This is a genomic window from Actinoplanes auranticolor, from assembly GCF_018332655.1.
GTDB classification, from domain to species: Bacteria; Actinomycetota; Actinomycetes; order Mycobacteriales; family Micromonosporaceae; genus Actinoplanes; species Actinoplanes auranticolor.
In genome coordinates this window covers 46,728-60,483 of record NZ_BOQL01000071.1, presented here as the reverse complement: position 1 = coordinate 60,483, position 13,756 = coordinate 46,728, and the positions used below count along the sequence as shown (strand labels likewise).

Annotated in this window: 18 protein-coding genes and 1 pseudogene; 14 read left to right on the top strand and 5 right to left on the bottom strand. The window is 65.7% G+C overall.

Features of this window, described 5'->3' with window-relative positions:
- Positions 1-20: 20 nt before the first annotated feature.
- The 7 genes from Aau02nite_RS39195 (at position 21) to Aau02nite_RS39165 (ending at position 5,797) form a co-directional block, all read left to right on the top strand.
- Positions 21-347: a hypothetical protein gene (locus tag Aau02nite_RS39195; protein ID WP_212993712.1), complete on the top strand. Its 327-nt coding sequence runs from the start codon at positions 21-23 to the stop codon at positions 345-347.
- The gene (locus Aau02nite_RS39190; RefSeq protein WP_212993711.1) at positions 344-2,584 is read left to right on the top strand and encodes a hypothetical protein; all 2,241 of its coding nucleotides are present in this window, start codon (positions 344-346) and stop codon (positions 2,582-2,584) included. Before Aau02nite_RS39195 ends, Aau02nite_RS39190 begins: the two co-directional genes overlap by 4 nt.
- Positions 2,585-3,579: 995 nt before the next feature.
- The gene (locus tag Aau02nite_RS39185; RefSeq protein ID WP_212993710.1) at positions 3,580-3,777 is read left to right on the top strand and encodes a hypothetical protein; all 198 of its coding nucleotides are present in this window, start codon (positions 3,580-3,582) and stop codon (positions 3,775-3,777) included.
- Positions 3,777-4,007: a hypothetical protein gene (locus tag Aau02nite_RS39180; protein ID WP_212993709.1), complete on the top strand. Its 231-nt coding sequence runs from the start codon at positions 3,777-3,779 to the stop codon at positions 4,005-4,007. The genes Aau02nite_RS39185 and Aau02nite_RS39180 overlap by 1 nt, the downstream gene beginning before the upstream one ends.
- A gap of 2 nt (positions 4,008-4,009) precedes the next feature.
- Complete coding sequence (locus Aau02nite_RS39175; protein WP_212993708.1) at positions 4,010-4,567, top strand: hypothetical protein; 558 nt, start codon at positions 4,010-4,012, stop codon at positions 4,565-4,567.
- Positions 4,568-4,652: 85 nt separating this feature from the next.
- Positions 4,653-5,126, top strand: coding sequence for a hypothetical protein (locus Aau02nite_RS39170; protein WP_212993707.1), 474 nt, complete (start codon positions 4,653-4,655; stop codon positions 5,124-5,126).
- 467 nt (positions 5,127-5,593) lie between these two features.
- Positions 5,594-5,797: a hypothetical protein gene (locus Aau02nite_RS39165; protein WP_212993706.1), complete on the top strand. Its 204-nt coding sequence runs from the start codon at positions 5,594-5,596 to the stop codon at positions 5,795-5,797.
- Between the two features lie 96 nt (positions 5,798-5,893).
- Here the strand turns inward: Aau02nite_RS39165 and Aau02nite_RS39160 are convergent, their stop codons facing one another.
- Positions 5,894-6,091 (bottom strand): hypothetical protein, encoded by a 198-nt coding sequence (locus tag Aau02nite_RS39160; RefSeq protein WP_212993705.1) that lies wholly within the window; start codon positions 6,089-6,091, stop codon positions 5,894-5,896.
- An 11-nt stretch (positions 6,092-6,102) separates the two neighbouring features.
- Positions 6,103-6,312: a DNA-binding protein gene (locus Aau02nite_RS39155; protein WP_246595784.1), complete on the bottom strand. Its 210-nt coding sequence runs from the start codon at positions 6,310-6,312 to the stop codon at positions 6,103-6,105.
- Positions 6,313-6,401: 89 nt separating this feature from the next.
- Here Aau02nite_RS39155 and Aau02nite_RS39150 point away from each other — a divergent pair, with 89 nt between their 5' ends.
- The gene (locus Aau02nite_RS39150; protein ID WP_212993704.1) at positions 6,402-6,686 is read left to right on the top strand and encodes a hypothetical protein; all 285 of its coding nucleotides are present in this window, start codon (positions 6,402-6,404) and stop codon (positions 6,684-6,686) included.
- A 76-nt stretch (positions 6,687-6,762) separates the two neighbouring features.
- On the opposite strand, the gene Aau02nite_RS39145 is transcribed toward Aau02nite_RS39150, so the two are convergent.
- Both Aau02nite_RS39145 and Aau02nite_RS39140 read right to left on the bottom strand, forming a co-directional pair.
- On the bottom strand, positions 6,763-7,446 hold the full coding sequence (locus Aau02nite_RS39145; protein WP_212993703.1) for a recombinase family protein: 684 nt from the start codon (positions 7,444-7,446) through the stop codon (positions 6,763-6,765).
- Between the two features lie 144 nt (positions 7,447-7,590).
- Positions 7,591-7,830 carry a hypothetical protein gene (locus Aau02nite_RS39140; protein ID WP_212993702.1) on the bottom strand — a complete coding sequence of 80 codons (240 nt, stop codon included), beginning with the start codon at positions 7,828-7,830 and terminating at the stop codon, positions 7,591-7,593.
- A 138-nt stretch (positions 7,831-7,968) separates the two neighbouring features.
- Here Aau02nite_RS39140 and Aau02nite_RS39135 point away from each other — a divergent pair, with 138 nt between their 5' ends.
- Positions 7,969-8,442, top strand: coding sequence for a hypothetical protein (locus tag Aau02nite_RS39135; RefSeq protein ID WP_212993701.1), 474 nt, complete (start codon positions 7,969-7,971; stop codon positions 8,440-8,442).
- Between the two features lie 23 nt (positions 8,443-8,465).
- Positions 8,466-9,053 (top strand): hypothetical protein, encoded by a 588-nt coding sequence (locus Aau02nite_RS39130; protein WP_212993700.1) that lies wholly within the window; start codon positions 8,466-8,468, stop codon positions 9,051-9,053.
- On the opposite strand, the gene Aau02nite_RS39125 is transcribed toward Aau02nite_RS39130, so the two are convergent.
- Entirely contained in the window at positions 9,050-10,579 is a 1,530-nt protein-coding gene (locus tag Aau02nite_RS39125) for a recombinase family protein (protein ID WP_212993699.1), read from the bottom strand. The genes Aau02nite_RS39130 and Aau02nite_RS39125 overlap by 4 nt on opposite strands.
- Before the next feature lie 42 nt (positions 10,580-10,621).
- Between Aau02nite_RS39125 and Aau02nite_RS39120 the strand changes: the two genes are divergently transcribed.
- The 4 genes and pseudogenes from Aau02nite_RS39120 to Aau02nite_RS39105 all read left to right on the top strand — a co-directional run bounded on the left by Aau02nite_RS39120 (position 10,622) and on the right by Aau02nite_RS39105 (position 13,728).
- Positions 10,622-10,798, top strand: a complete 177-nt coding sequence (locus tag Aau02nite_RS39120) for a hypothetical protein (RefSeq protein WP_212993698.1) — start codon at positions 10,622-10,624, stop codon at positions 10,796-10,798.
- Positions 10,795-12,018: a TadA family conjugal transfer-associated ATPase gene (locus Aau02nite_RS39115; protein ID WP_212993697.1), complete on the top strand. Its 1,224-nt coding sequence runs from the start codon at positions 10,795-10,797 to the stop codon at positions 12,016-12,018. The genes Aau02nite_RS39120 and Aau02nite_RS39115 overlap by 4 nt, the downstream gene beginning before the upstream one ends.
- A gap of 287 nt (positions 12,019-12,305) precedes the next feature.
- A pseudogene (locus tag Aau02nite_RS48145) lies at positions 12,306-12,833 on the top strand (hypothetical protein); the annotation flags it as partial.
- 238 nt (positions 12,834-13,071) lie between these two features.
- A complete protein-coding gene (locus Aau02nite_RS39105; protein WP_438841218.1) occupies positions 13,072-13,728 on the top strand; it encodes a type II secretion system F family protein in 657 nt (218 codons plus the stop codon).
- The last annotated feature ends 28 nt before the right edge of the window (positions 13,729-13,756 follow it).

The following is a 13,756-nucleotide window of genomic DNA, read 5'->3' as shown; positions in this document are numbered from 1 at the left end:
AAAGGAATGCGTGAATTCTAATGTCTAACGATGAAGCCAAGCAAACGGGTGCAACCCCGCAATACGTAAACCTCGCGCCGAAGCCGATGACTCCAGACATCGTGCTACTTCTCCGAGCGACCCCAGAGCCCGATAAGTCAGAGATCATGCGCAACCTGTCGGACTTCGGCTGGTACAAGATCGTACTGTCATGGATGATCGACTGCGAAACTCCCGCAGAGCTGGAGGAGTTCCACAAGAGCCTGTTTCCGAAGATCCGGGCGATGGGCTTGTCTGAGTGGTACACCGCGCACTGGATGGAGACTTACTACGGCATGTGGGCCTGGTTCCTTGGTGGTCACTCATGACCGCGACAGTGCAAGAAGTCGACTTGTCGGCCGCCACGGAGGCTGAGGACCACCTGCGCTGGGTCTTCCATGGCACCGAGGGCTACAAGGTGATCGGCATCTACAACCGGGAGACCGGCAAGATGATCGAGCGCTCACATCAGTGGTTCCGGACCTACTTCCCAGAGGTCAACACACAGATCGAGGCGGGCGCACCGATCGAGGTGTTCTACTGCCCGCTGCCGATGTCCACGCCTGACCGCAGCATCGGCAACAGCGCGGCCCGATGGGTGGTTTGGGCCGATGCCGACAAGGGCCTGGAGCCGAGCGTCAGAGACACGCTGAGGCGCTGGGGATTCCGCATCGTGTCGTCGGGCACGCCGGGCCGCTTCCACGTCTACGCGCGTCTCTCGCGGGCTGTGACGCTGGCCGAGCACCGGTCGATTCAGGAAGGGCTTGCGGCGTTCATTGGGGGAGACCCGGCGGTGAAGGCAGACAACGCCTTCCTACGGGTGCCGATGAGCTGGAATTACAAGAACCTGCACCGCGACCCAGCGAAGCGCAACGATCAGCCGTATCGGGCCGAGATTGAGGAACATGGACGGCGCAGGATCGATGCGGATGGGCTCATGCGGAGGCTGGGCCAGTTCATCCCGGCCCAAGCCTCGGCCAAGAAACTGCGGGTGACGGTAGGGCCGGCGGGGGCTCACGTCCCCGACAACATTCCCGCTTCGATCCAGCGCATCATGCGTCAGCAGCTTGACGGCGGCTCTCGGTTCCGCGCGGCCTACAAGGCTGTCTGCCGGGTGATGGAGGCTGGATACACGCTCGCTGAGGTAAGCGGCATCCTCGCCGACTACGAGCCGGGCTTGGACAAGTTCGAAGAGCGGCGCGGCGGTTGGCAGGCGCAGATCGAGCACCTGTGGGCCAAGCGCATGAGTGAGAACGACGGCGCGAAGTTCTCCGTGCTTGGCTCGATCGAGGATGGGACCGCGACGCTGGTCAAGCCTCAGCCGGTCGAGACGTGGACGGGTAGCGCGGTCTTCTGGGACCGACGACCGCTGTTCCAGCATATCTACCGATACGCCAAGGCCAACCGGCTATCTCCGTGGGGACTGTTGGGCGCGATTCTCGTCAGGGCGTGTGTCGCTACCGAGCCCGGTGTGGTTCTGCCAGACGATGGCTCGCTCAATTTGTTCCTCGCGCTGGTCGGCGTGACGGGCCAAGGCAAGGGACGGCTGCTCCGCCACGCAGCGAAGAGCGTCGAGCTATTCACGCAGATTGAGCCGCACAGCATCGGGTCAGGGCAAGGCATCCCGCACCTGTTCAAGAAGCGCGACCGAGACGGCACGATGACGACGCTGGCCACACGGGTGCTGTTCGAGATCCCGGAGGTGGACAAGTTCACCGCGCTGACCAAAGGTGGAGAATCCATCCTCGATAGCGAGTTGCGCCAGGTGTACTCGGGCGAGGCCATCGGAGGCGCTTACGCCGATCCTACGAAGCGGCTTCCGATCGCTGCCCACACGTACCGCCTGGGACTCGTGATGGGCGTTCAGCCCGACCGCGCCGGACCGCTGTTCCAAAGTGCCGGGGGTGGCACGCCTCAACGCTTTCTGTGGATGCCTGCCTACGACGAGGTACAGCCCGCGGAACGACCTCGGTACAAGGCCCAGCCGTGGGAGTGGAGGAAGCCGGAGTGGGCCGGTGAGATGGGCTTGCCGGATGAGGCGCTGGACGAGATCGATCAAGACCTGGTGCGCCGCAACGCGGCTGGCTTCGACGCCCCGGCGCTCGACTCTCACTCGCTGTTCACCCGCTCAAAGGTCGCGGCGATCATCGCCCTGCTGGATTCCCGGATCTCAGTCTCATCGGAAGACTGGACGCTCGCGGGAGTCGTCATGGACGTCTCGGACCGCGAGCGCGACAAGGTGCTGGCTCGGATCAACTCGATGGGCAAGGCCGAACAGGTCCGCGCAGGCCGGTCGGCTGCTATCCGTCAGGTGGCGACCGAGCAGGCCGTGCGCCGGATCACCGAGGAACGCCGGGACCAGATCCAGGCCAAGGTCGTCACCGTGCTCGAAGGCTCCGAGACGGGGTCGATGTCGCTCAACGAGCTGAAGAAGCACTCCAGCCTTAAGCGAGCTGCGGCGGATCTGAGTGAAGTGCTCGACGGGATGGTCGGTGACGGTCAGCTCCGGGTGCGACAAGGTCGAGGGCGTCAAATCAAAGGCACCGTGTTCTCGCTGATGTCATGACCGCCGTTTTACCGGGTACGCGGTTCGCCTGCCGATGGGGGTACGGCGTACCCGGTAAACGGGAAACCGAATCGGACACATGTACATAAAAGAAAGAAAATTTCGCTACGCGTTAATGGTCGGTGTTTGGTCGTTACCGGGTACGCGTACCCGGTAAAAATACGTACCCGGTAAAGCGCCGGTGCCACGCAGGGTGTGTGGTCCGGTGAGGATGGCACTCGTGTCTTCGGATGCGGGGGTCTTCTCAGGTGGTGGCTGGCGAAGCTTCCCTGCCGAGACTCAGGGATCTGCTTCGGCTTTGGGCTTGGTGGAAACGGTACGTCGTCCGTCGGCCCGTCCGTCGCGTGTGGAGGGGGCTGAGGTGGCCACAGAGCCGCCCGCACCCCCGACCGCGCATCCGTGTGACCCCACGGCATCGCCAACGGCTCTTAAGGCCGATCACGGTCGCGGACCCGCAACAGCTTGTCAAGGATGCGAGCGGCATCGGCCCGGCGCTTGGGATCTGAATGCGCTGAGGCTATGAGGGCAACGATGCCGACCAAGGTCAAATAGCCACCGGCTATGGCCGCTGAACTGTGGAAGAGAAGATCGGTCATGTCGGAGTCCTAGGTTCATCAGCGCAATGCTGCACCGGGTTGAGACTCCAAACAATCCCAAGATAAGTGATCCATGTCAGTGGTGTCAAGACCCCCCTGAGGATTGCCTTAGTGCGCGCCCAGTCGCAATTGATGGTTTTGCTCTTTCAGTAACCGCACGTTTCGTGTAGCGAATGCGGCGCTGACAAACTCCGAGATTCGCCGGAAAATGGTGGCATCAACATTTCCGGATCGGAGAAGTGATGGGCGCACGAGGGCGACTGACTGAGTTCCCGGAGCGGGTACCGGTCGGCCTTTCCGAAGCGCAGAAGTACCGACTCGAAGCAATTGCCGAGGCTCGCGGCATCACGTTGGCCGGTGTGGTCCGGTACCTGATCGACAAGGAATGGAGTGAACAACATGGCTGTGAAGCATCGCAAGATGGGCCGCAAGAAGGGTGACACCGCCCTCTCGACGCTCAACGAGGACCTGCGGGAAACGCTGGCCTTGATCAAAGAAGAGGCAGCGTTCGAAGCCGACCTTGAGGGGAGTCCGCGGACTACCGCCGAGATGGCCGAGAAGTTCCCTGCCGTGGCCGGTCAGCAGCGGATGACCTGATGGCCCGTGACTCGTACGACAGCGCCAGGGAGTACCGCCGCTTCCTAACCGAAGAGCTGCGTGAGGGTGGCTCCGAGTTCGGCGGTGCGGCTGGGAACGTTCAGCCCTACCCACACGAGATGAGCTCGAGCGAAACGCTGCACGCGATCTATGCCGGTGACACAACAGACCCCGGCGTGGAGATCTTCACCGACGAAGCCGCGCCTCCGATGCACCTCCGAGAGGACTGACGATGACACTGCCTGACACCCCCTGGCTCTCCGACTGGCGTAAGTACGCCGACGAGACCGACATGAACCCCAAGGCCAAGCGGACGGTGGACGTTGCCATCCGGCAGGTCTCCCAGTCCTGGGAGCAGAAGCACGCGGACGTATATCGCGCCCAAGCCGAGCTGCGCTTCTCCACGCGAGACGAGAAGGTCGTCGGCACTTGTGACCAGATGCGCGACAAGCTGGCTGCCATCCGCCGTGACGTGAGGGCCGGCCGCCTACCGTCCAAGGAAGCCCTGGCCCAGATCCGCACCATGCAGGGCCAGTACCAGCAGGCGATGGATCTGCACGAGACCCTCATCGAGCAGGAGGACACCATGCGTGCCCTCGCGGAGATGACGCCGGACGACTACCAGCGCCAGTTCGTGGACAAGTACCCTGTCCTCCGCACGACTCAGCCCACGCTAGCGGGTGTGGTCAGCCAGATGACCGAGGTGCCCTCAGGTGGAGGTTCGCGGCAAGACAACCCGAACTTCGTGCGCACGGACGACGCTCCGTCTGCGGATGACCTGCGGGTCTGACATGGCTGACCGGGAACTGAGCCGAGATCCAAACCGGATCAGGAAGCGACTACGCCGGAACACCAATCCGGCGCGTGATATGCCAATGCTGGTAGAGGTCATCGGTTACAAGCCCGTGTCTGAGTGGGATCTGGAAGAGCTCGGCAGAGGCCGCCCGAAGAACAGTGATGGTTCGTTTCCTTCAGGCGGCAAGCCGAAGTGGATCACTCCGATGATCGAAGCGGAGCGGAAGAAGCGGTTGGCTGAGGCGACTCACGATGCGCTGATGGCCCACTCTGACGCCGCGATGCGGGTGCTTGGCGAGCTAGTCGATGACCCGAAGACCCCCGCTAACGTGCGGATGCAGATCGCCATGTTCCTCTACGAGCAGCAGCACGGTAAGGCGGCATCCAAGGTCAGTCTTGACGCCACGATCGGACCGCGACAGGCGATTGCCTCGGCGATCGTTCTTGATGACGGGCTTCCTCAAGGTCACCTCACCATCGAGGGAGAGCTGGCCGAGGTTGATGAGGACGAGACCGAAGCCGACCGGGCCATGATCGGCCTGGACGACGACTGAGATCCACATAGCGGCCCGGACACCCACACCCTGGGACCGGGCCGCTTTCGTGTCTCATGGCCGGTTGAGCTGTCTTTAGAAGTGGTGACGTTGTGCGGTCACGGTGTACCGTGAGGCTATCGGGATGCTCGGCATACCCGAGGACGACGGGCAGTTAGTATTTTGCAACCTCGCTGTTTGCCAGGAGGCAGGCAGCGAGGTGGCACATTGGCACATTAGAGGTCTAGATCAGTTTCGCTGAGTGAGTCGCCGACGGGCCGCCAGCGAAGCTAAATGGTTTAGTCCCTTGCCTCACCTCGATGATGAAGGACTCGCCACCACCGGGCTGGCAACCCAACAAGCAGTCCGGCATTACCTCTGAGTTTCCAGTCTGCACTGTCGGACAGTCAGGACCTCAGCTCCCAGCAGCATGCTGGTCGAGCTGAGCCCCTGCGCCCTTCTCGACCAGACGAGTCGAGAGGCGAGACGTGGGGCTGACATTCCTTGAGCCGTTGATGGCTAATGGACCTTGGGCTGCCGTGCTGGTCATCTGCGCGCCGATAGCAGCCATCGTGATCATGTTCCTCTGGGCGTTGGCGCTCGTGCCGAGAGACAAGCGGGTCGAGGCAATCGAGGCGATGGCCGGGTTGATCAAGGCCATGCGGCCTGGCAAGAAGAACCAGTTGCCGTAAACAGGCAACGGACGTCACGTGCAGCGGGGTGTGGTCACGATCAGTCACCGCACCCCGTGAGGCGCCGCCGGCCCTACCGTGCCACCCCGTGAGACGTCAGCTCCAGCGCGCCTTGCCGTCCTTCTTGTCGTACCAGTTGTTCAGGTAGTCAGCGTCGGCTTGTTCGTCTTGCTGAACACCGACGAAGTCTTTTTCGTAGGTTGAAGCGACGGCCCAGATCGTGTTGGCGAGCTTGGCGTACTTCTCTTCGGTCGTGCCGTCTCTCAGGATCACGGTGATGGTTCGGTCGGCCATGCCTCACCGTCTCATGCCTGGTCGGGCTGATCCAGCTCCGGACGATTGGCCTTGATCCACGCCTCTACGTCTTCGGTGAGCCACACCTTGCCCATTGCCAGCTCAGCCTGGGGGTCGGGGAATCCTTTGCGCCCGATGATCACGTAGGTCCGCTGCTTAGACAGGCGAAGGCGTGCACCAATCTCGGCTGCGCCCATGAGGCCGATGTCCGCGCGTGGCATATCCCTGACGCTAGGGCGCGATGACCTTGACTACTGTTAAACCGTCAGAGACGTGTACCGAGGGGGTTGACTAGCGGTAACGTGGTCACATGCCAAGAGAAAAGTGGAAACTGACTCAAGCGGCCATCGACGCTGAGCCCGAGATCGACCCGTGGGGGGTCAACCTGGAGGTCTGGACCGATGCACCGTCGATCCTTGATCGGCTGTTCGCTGAGTTCGGCCCCGAGGACGGGCTAGAGAAGCTGGGTGACGGCGTGTACCGGGGCCGGATCGATGGCTGGCTCATACCTCCACCTGCGCTCAGCGGGAAGGAACCGCCTTGCGGCGAGGGCGACCAGTGCACCCACGGGGGATGGATCTCGGGGGCTTGTTAGCCCCCGCTGGCAACGACCCCCGACCATCGTGGTGCGGGGGTCTGCCTTAGAGGGTCTTGAGATCGTCCGTGCCGTCCTAAGCCACCCGCGCCGGTGTACGTGCCCGGGGGTCGCCACCGGATCGCTTCAAGACGCCCCTGAGAGTGGAGCTGTGCCAGCGAGCGCCGCCGTGCACCGTGGGGACTTGATCCTTGTTGAGCTGCTCGGCAATGGCCCGCAGGGTGTGACCCTTGATCCGCAGACGCCTGACTCTCGCGATCACGTCCTCGGGCATGAGGATGGGGCGACCCAGCCGGACGCCTGACTCACGAACCTCCGCGAGAGCTTCCACCGTCCGCTCGCTGATGATCTCGCGCTCCCACTCGGCCACGCTCATGACGATGTTGGCCACGAGACGACCGTTGACTGTCCCGGTGTCGATGCCGAGGTCCAGGGCGGCAACCGTCCAGCCCTGCTTCTTGGCCACACGCAACACCTGGGCGAAGTCCGCCACCGACCGCGACAGGCGGGTGAGCTTGGCGACGACCAGGCCGTCCGCTTCACCGGCCGCGAGCTGATCGAGAGTCCACTGGAGCCCGGCACGGCGAGTGTGGGCACCCGTAGCCCCATCGTCCGCAGGAGCCCAGATGATCTCCCAGTCGTTCAGCCCAGCTACCCGCTCGATGATCGTGCGCTGTGCCTCGATGCCGTAGGCCGGATCGTCCGGCCGCTTCTTGTTGGCCTTGGACCGGCGCAGATAGCCGATCATCTTCCGCTTCATGAGGTCTCCCGGAAACGACGAAGGCCCCGCCGAAGCGGAGCCGTTCATCGGTTGGTCAGTTGCCGAGGGTGTCTTCGCGGATCAGGGGGTGATCCTCCGTACCGTCGTGGTCGTCCTTGCCGCAGACGATGCAGGGCGGTGGGGTCACTTCGCGTCCTGGGCGGCAGCGGCCTTGTACACCGCGCGGCACTTGGACCGGCCAGCCATCGTGCGCTCGTGCCCGCAGTCGGTGTGGTCCAGACGGCCGGAGTCGGTGACCTTCGGCGCGAACTCCTTCTTGGCCGGTGCCTTCGCCTTCCGGGTAGCGGGCTTGCGGGGGGTGACGGTAGCCGCCGGCGTAGGCGTTGCGTCGTCGGTCGCGGGGGTGGTGTTCGCGTCGGTCATGGTGTCCTCCGTGGTCCGTGTCGGGTGAAGCAAAACGAACGTAAGAGGGCCGATGACCTGGCCTAACCCCCATCCCACGATGTCTTAGGGCTGCCCTTCAACAGGTGGAATAGGGCCGTCGCGTCTTATGCTGCGTCCATGCCACCACTTCTCCGCACCTTCGTCGAACTCCTCCAATCCATGGGCCAGATGTTCCGTGAAGTCGGTAGGACATTTTCCATTGCGCTTTCGCCTTTCGCCGAAGTGGTGTTATATGTACTGAACCCAGTCGTTGGTCGATTGGTTGTAGATGCTCGGAAGAAGAACAAGCGTAATGATTCTCTTTTGGAGGACCGGCTTCAGGAGTTGGCTGGCTCGATGAAGAAGTCGTCGGAGCTTGTTGCTGAAGTCGAAGCTGCACTCGATGCCAGGCGGGCGGCAGTAGATCAACTCCGCCTCGAAGCCGAAACGGCGCAGCAGATCAAGGACATGTCTGACGAGCAGCGGATCGCTGTTGCGAATGTCCTTCGTGCCGAGGTTGCGCGTGAGGGAAAGAAGACCCTATGGCAAGGCGCTACAGTTAACGGTTTCTTTTTCGCGCTCGGCGTGGTGGTCACGGTCGTCGTTGGTTAGCACTGGTTCGATACCCTGACGCTGTGCTTGCGGCTGATGCTCCCTCGGTAACCGACTGGATGCAGGGATGGGGAAGCCTCCTCGGCGTCTTGATGTCCAGCGTGGCGGTGATCTTTACCGGTTGGCTGCTTCGTCATGAGATCCGGGTGCGTCGTGAGGAGAAGGCAGATTCGGATGCGGCCCAAGCTCGTCTGATCGTCGGGCAGATTTCTAACTGGGACGGCGACGAGCCGAACGCTAAAATGTCCGGACCGATCACTCGGCTTCAGTGGGAGCTCAAGAATTACAGCGGTGCACCCATCTTCGACTTGCGTGTGACTGTGGCTGACAGATGGGATAGTCACACCTATGGTGCTGCTATAGAGAGCGAAGACCGGGAGTGGATCACATGTCACCCGCCAATTCGGTGTGACCCCGGGACGGTCTTCGACCCCCGAGAGGTAGAGGTCCAGATCGAATTCACCGATGCGTCCGGGCTGCGTTGGGCCCGCTCAGTCGGTGAGTCGCCTAAGCGGGTGATCTTCCACCCGGCCGAGTACAACGGCCTCAAGCGTTGGCTGCCGTTCATGCGTCGCGAGTCGCCCGGCCTCGACGACAATCCGCCGTTCTAGTGCCGCCAAGTGACGCTCACCCGTAGGGCGAACTGTTTGGCTCGCTCCAAGTCGAAGCGCTGACGCCATGCGTCCTCGTCTTCATTCCGCCGACGCGGGGGAGCGCTTGGGAACAGTCGTCCAGTCTTCGGGTTGATCGGCTGAGGGCCGACTTGGATGCGCTCGATGATTGAGCCGAGCATGGTCCGCTTCCAGGTGTTGTCCTTCGTGTCCCACACCGCTCGTAGCTCGGCTCCGGTCGGCAGGTTCGCCCTCGTCGCCTTCTCGGTCACCGCCAGAAGCGCCGCGCGGGTGTCCTCCAACCGCCGAGTGATGCGACCCTTGCGGCGCTTGTACCGGTCCTCGGCAAGGCCGCCATCGTCATACTCGTCTTCCAGGCGTTCCAATGCCCGCTCGTCATCGCGCACGGCCTTCCGCAGATCTCGTTCGGCGGTGTGGGCGCCGTCTTGCTCCGTAGCGACAGCCCGACGCATCTGCGGCGAGTCAAGCCGGGTGAACACCTGCTGGACGATGTATCGCTCAAGCGGAGCCATGACAATGCGGATCTTGCCGCAGCCCGCCTTACTGGTCTTCACACTGGAGCACTCGAACGACGACGCTTGCTTTGCCTTATCGCTGGTGCTCGTGAGCCGGTTGCCGCACGGACAGAACACCAGGCCGGACAGCGGGTATTTGCGCTGGTTGCTGGTGGACTTCTTGCGTTCGGGGTCGTTGAGGATGTCGCACAGAACTTCCCATGTGGCCTCATCGAGGATGGGCTCCCAAGGTGCGTCGTGCAGCATGCCTTCGTACTTACGCTTGCCGATGGCCGCCTCGCTGGTCAGAGCGCGTTTTAACGTCCGAGGGCTCCACCGCTTACCCGCTGACGACAGCCGTCCCTTGGCGTTCCAGTCGACGCAGATCCCGTAGACCGATTCATTCGACAGCACCCGTTCTGCGGCCTCTTCGAGCCACGCTCTGCGTTCAGGGTCGATCTCAATACCGACCACACGCTCTCGGCCGTTGATCAGTTCCTTGATCGCCCGGTGGCCGAACGGGACAGCTCCCCCGTGGAACATCTTCGCCTCTGCCCGGCGCTTGACATCGCGAACCACCCGCTCGGAGATGTTTTCGGCCTCGCCTGCGTCTGTGGCAGCGAGGATGCGCGCGACCGTCCTGCCTGCCGCGTCATTCAGATTGAGCGAGGGCGACCGGACGTAGACGAACTCTGTACGGAACTCTTCCGCTAGCTCGATCAAGTCCTCGTGCTCACGGACGCGTCGTGTGAGACGGCCGGAGGTGTACGCGATGACCGTGGAGAACATCCCGGCCCGTGCGTCGCTGATGAGTTGCTTGTACTGCGGCCGTTCCTTGCGCGACCGTGTGGACGCACTGATGTCGTTGTCTTCGTAGATCCGGAAGACCGCGATGCCCAACCTCTTCGCCAGGGCGATGCAGTCCTCTCGCTGCCGGTTGACGCCAAGTTCGCGTCCCTCCCGGTCATCGCTTATCCGCAGGTAGATAGCCGCATGTCGTTTCGTCGCCACGTAGCGGACGGTAATGGGGTGCGGGGTATTGTGCAATGCGACGTGGCGCGGTCGATCGGCCTGCCGCTCGCCGGGTCACTGCGACCCGAGGCAGCCATCTGCCAGGCGCTGGAGAAGGGGGACGCCCCGGCTGCCGACGGGCGCGGGCCCCTGGCGGAGCTGTGCAAACGGCTCATCCGGCAGCTGGTCCAGGAGGACCGCGCGGGGGTGGCAGCGTGAGCGTCTCCGTCGGCCGGCACGCCGCCGGCAAGCTCTACCCCGAAGTCGCTGAGCGGGTACGGCGGCGGTTCGCCGCCGACGGGGTGGAAGCCACCCCGGCCGCCGTGGTGTCGGCTGTGCGCGCCGAGCCGGATGCGGTCGTGCTGGGCGACACCGCGGTGCTGCGGCTGGCCGACCGGGTGCACGACCAGCTCGTCGGAGCCGGGCCGCTGGCACCGCTGCTGGCCGATCCCACGGTCACGGACGTGCTGGTCAACGGCGTACAGGTGTGGATCGACCGGGGTGCCGGGCTGCAGCGTGCGGCGGTGGTCCTGGGGGATGTCGACGAGGTGCGCCGGCTGGCCCAGCGGCTGGCGGCTGCGTGCGGGCGGCGGCTGGACGACGGTCAGCCGTACGCCGACGCGCGGCTCGCGGACGGCACTCGCCTGCACGCTGTGCTGCCGCCGGTGGCCACGGGCGGGCCCTACCTGTCGCTGCGGACATTCCGGCAGCGGCCGTTCAGCCTCGCCGACCTGGTCGAGCACGGCACTGTGCCCGCGGCGGTGGCTCCGCTGCTCACGGCGGTGGTCGCAGCGCGGCTCGCCTACCTGGTCACCGGTGGGACCGGGTCGGGGAAGACGACGTTGCTCGGCACGCTGCTGGGGCTCGTGCCGCCCACCGAGCGGATCGTGCTGGTGGAGGACGCCGCCGAGCTGCGGCCGGTGCATCCGCATGTGGTGGCGTTGCAGGCCCGTACGGCCAATGTCGAGGGTGCGGGCGCGGTCGGGCTCACCGATCTGGTGCGGCAGGCACTGCGGATGCGCCCGGACCGGCTGGTGGTCGGCGAGTGCCGGGGCGCGGAGATCGTCGACCTGCTGGGGGCGCTGAACACCGGGCACGACGGCGGGGCGGGCACGCTGCATGCGAATGCGCCGGCTGACGTACCGGCCCGGCTGGAGGCGCTGGGCATGCTGGGCGGTCTGCCGCGGGCGGCGCTGCACGCGCAGGTGCTGGCGGCGTTGCAGGTGGTGCTGCAGGTGCGGCGTACGGACCGGGGACGCGTCCTGGAGTCCGTCGGGGTGCTGCGGGCGGCGGGGGAGCAGCGGCTGGTGACCGTCGTACCGGCCTGGCAGCTGGGGCGGGGTGCGGGCCCAGGCGCCGAGATGCTGGCCCGGCACCTGGCCGACCGTGGGGTAGCGGTCCCGCCGGTCCTGCACGCAGCCGGGGGAGTGCGGCCGTGAGCGGGCTGGCGTGGATGCTCGCTGCCGGGCTGCTGGCGGGGGCGGCCGCCGTTGCCGCTTGGCCGGCGGGCGCGGTGCTGCGCCGGCTCAACGGGCGGCGTCAGGTCCTCAGCGTTGCGGAGCTGCGCCGGCTGGGGTCCCGGGCTCAGGCGCTGGTCGACGGATCGCCGCGGCGGGCGGTCGGTGTCGCGGTCGCGACGGGTGCGGTGGTGGGCCTGATCGTGGCCGGGCCGGTGGCGGGGTTGGTCTTCGCGGTCTACGGGGCGCTCGGGGCTCGGGCCGCTGTGCGCCGTGCGGCTCGTCGCCGGGACGTGGCGGCGCGCTCCCACAGTCTCGACGGGCTGAACGCGCTTGCGGCCGATCTGCGTGCGGGCCTGGCGATAGGGCCGCTCAGCGGCTCGCTCCTGGGAGGGCCTCCGAGTGGCTCGCTCCCGGCCGCGTCCCTTAGCGAGACCGGCCCACCATCGGGCGTCAGCGATCCTCGTCTGGCCGAGCTGACTGCTGCGGTGGGGCGGTTGGCCGAGCAGACGGGTGCGCCGGCAGCCGACCTCGTCGAGCGGATCGAGGCCGATGCCCGGGCCGGCGATCGTTCCCGGGCGACCGCGGCGGCCCAGGCCGCCGGTGCCCAGGCGACGGCCTTACTGCTGGCGGGGCTGCCGATCGGCGGGATCGCGCTCGGCTACGGGATCGGCGTCGATCCGCTGCAGATCCTGCTTCGGACACCGGCCGGAGCGGCGTGCGCGATCGGGGCCGTTCTCCTGCAGAGCGCCGGACTGCTGTGGGCGGACCGGCTGTCGAACGGGCCGGCGCGATGAGGGAGCCGGTGTGTGGCGCCGCGGCGTTCCTACAGTCCGGAGGTCCGGCCCGGGTGCCGTTCGAGCCCTGCTGCGCCGCCGCGCTCCTGCAGGTCGCGCGGGCGTCCGAGCCTTCTGTTCCGCCATGCCCCCGGGCTGAGCTGCTGGGGGCCCTGCTGACGCTGGCGCCCGTATCCGTCGGTGAGGTAGTCCTTTGATCATCTTCCTCGGTCTGGTCGGCCTGGTGAGCCTCCTCGGGCTGGCATCCGCCCAGCGGCGGGCAGTGCGGCGACGGTTGTTCCGCCTCGGCCGGCCACGCACCGGTCGGAACCCTCGCGTCGTTCTCGCCGCCGCTGCCGGGCTCGCAGCGGTCGCGCTGGTCGGGCGCTGGTGGGCCGTGCCGTTCGGGATCGCCGTCGGTGTCGGAGTGGATCAGTTCCTGCGGCGGCGGGAGCCGGCCGACGTGCGGGCGGCCCGGCAGCGAGCCGTCGCGGATCTGCCGCTGGGTGCGGACCTGCTCGCCGCGGTCCTGCGCGCCGGAGCACCCGTCGACCGGGCGGTGTCCGCTGTCGCCGACGCCCTCGGCGGCCCGCTGGGTGAGCGGCTCGATCGGGTGGGCCGGTCGCTGCGGCTGGGCGCCGAACCGCCGGAAGCGTGGGCGCACCTGGCCGGCGTACCCGGCGCCGACCGGCTCGTCGCCGCAGCCGTGCGGTCCAGCGCCAGCGGCGGCGCGCTGGCCGACGCGCTGACCCGGCTCGCCGACGACCTGCGCGGGGACCGGTCGGTGGCCGTCGAGGCCGCCGCCCACCGCGCCGGTGTCCTCATCGTCCTGCCGCTCGGGCTGTGCTTCCTGCCCGCCTTCGTCCTCGCCGGCCTCGTGCCGGTGGTGGTCGCCGTCCTCGGCGACGTCCTGTGAGAACCCACCACATCAAGGAGATCCACGT

Bases quoted from the DNA above. Each gene is read 5' to 3' on its own strand.
- Aau02nite_RS39135 (WP_212993701.1), top strand. From the start codon at position 7,969: ATGCCACCACTTCTCCGCACCTTCGTCGAACTCCTCCAATCCATGGGC.
- Aau02nite_RS39185 (WP_212993710.1), top strand. From the start codon at position 3,580: ATGGCTGTGAAGCATCGCAAGATGGGCCGCAAGAAGGGTGACACCGCC.
- Aau02nite_RS39175 (WP_212993708.1), top strand. From the start codon at position 4,010: ATGACACTGCCTGACACCCCCTGGCTCTCCGACTGGCGTAAGTACGCC.
- Aau02nite_RS39140 (WP_212993702.1), bottom strand. From the start codon at position 7,830: ATGACCGACGCGAACACCACCCCCGCGACCGACGACGCAACGCCTACG.
- Aau02nite_RS39155 (WP_246595784.1), bottom strand. From the start codon at position 6,312: ATGCCACGCGCGGACATCGGCCTCATGGGCGCAGCCGAGATTGGTGCA.
- Aau02nite_RS39150 (WP_212993704.1), top strand. From the start codon at position 6,402: ATGCCAAGAGAAAAGTGGAAACTGACTCAAGCGGCCATCGACGCTGAG.
- Aau02nite_RS39160 (WP_212993705.1), bottom strand. From the start codon at position 6,091: ATGGCCGACCGAACCATCACCGTGATCCTGAGAGACGGCACGACCGAA.
- Aau02nite_RS39180 (WP_212993709.1), top strand. From the start codon at position 3,777: ATGGCCCGTGACTCGTACGACAGCGCCAGGGAGTACCGCCGCTTCCTA.
- Aau02nite_RS39190 (WP_212993711.1), top strand. From the start codon at position 344: ATGACCGCGACAGTGCAAGAAGTCGACTTGTCGGCCGCCACGGAGGCT.
- Aau02nite_RS39145 (WP_212993703.1), bottom strand. From the start codon at position 7,446: ATGAAGCGGAAGATGATCGGCTATCTGCGCCGGTCCAAGGCCAACAAG.
- Aau02nite_RS39170 (WP_212993707.1), top strand. From the start codon at position 4,653: ATGCTGGTAGAGGTCATCGGTTACAAGCCCGTGTCTGAGTGGGATCTG.
- Aau02nite_RS39195 (WP_212993712.1), top strand. From the start codon at position 21: ATGTCTAACGATGAAGCCAAGCAAACGGGTGCAACCCCGCAATACGTA.